The following is a 933-nucleotide window of genomic DNA, read 5'->3' on the forward strand; positions in this document are numbered from 1 at the left end:
CGAAGAAGTGCCAAGCTCGAATGAATATACGGGTAGGATACCAGATTCCTTATTCGCAGGCAAAGATTGATAACACGCACCTCAATCGCCTTAAACGGCGATTAGCTGCAAACCATTAGCAACAATTAAAAATAAGAAATATGAACTATAAAACAATGCTCGCAAAAGTTCTTGGAGAAAAAGAACTTATGGAAATGAATGTACAGACTATTAAAGACGATGAAAGCCTGTTCTATAAATTAGTGGATAAAAATTTCCTCTTAATAGTGGATTGGAGTGGAGAAGATAGACAAGGAATGTTGTATAACTTCTTCAACAACAGACTTCAATCAATGTTGGGGGTACAATTGGTTGTATCCGAAGATGAAGTTTATCAAAAATATAATCAAGAAATAGAAGAACCCAAACGAGGTGATTTCATTCCCTTTGCGTTATCCTATTTTGATAAGCAATTGGAAAAGCTTGGGGCAAGAGTTGTATTGCTTGACTTAGAAAATGACACTTATAACATATTGGTGGCTTATAAAAAAGATGCCAAAAAACTAAAGTCTATAAAATCTGATTTTTGGAAGTTATCAACTTTAGAGCAAAAGCAAGGTCGAGTGGTTATTTCCATAACCTGCCCTAATTGTAAAGATTTTGCATGTTATGACATGTTGATTGAAGAGGAAAGCAATATGGCAAATGAAAAGTGCGAAGTATGTGGAACACTCTTTTGGGATGAAAATGCAAATGAAGTTGTAGAAATGGAAAAGACTTATTATTAATGTAGTTGCTAACAAGCACCTGTGCCACTTAACAGTGGCAAGCTGCAAACCATTATCAATCAAAATAAATTATAATACTATGTACGAAAATTTAAGTGAGAAACGGAAACAAGAGTTGGATACATTGAGAGAATGGGCAGTTTGCGCTGGAGATGATTACTATTTT

The 933-nt window shown here is 34.7% G+C and carries 1 protein-coding gene; it reads left to right on the forward strand.

Annotated elements, in window-relative coordinates:
• Positions 1-140: 140 nt before the first annotated feature.
• Positions 141-767: a hypothetical protein gene (locus B5F25_RS20880; protein WP_013616527.1), complete on the forward strand. Its 627-nt coding sequence runs from the start codon at positions 141-143 to the stop codon at positions 765-767.
• Positions 768-933 lie beyond the last annotated feature (166 nt).

Source organism: Bacteroides sp. An19 (genome assembly GCF_002160215.1).
GTDB classification, from domain to species: domain Bacteria; phylum Bacteroidota; class Bacteroidia; order Bacteroidales; family Bacteroidaceae; genus Phocaeicola; species Phocaeicola intestinalis.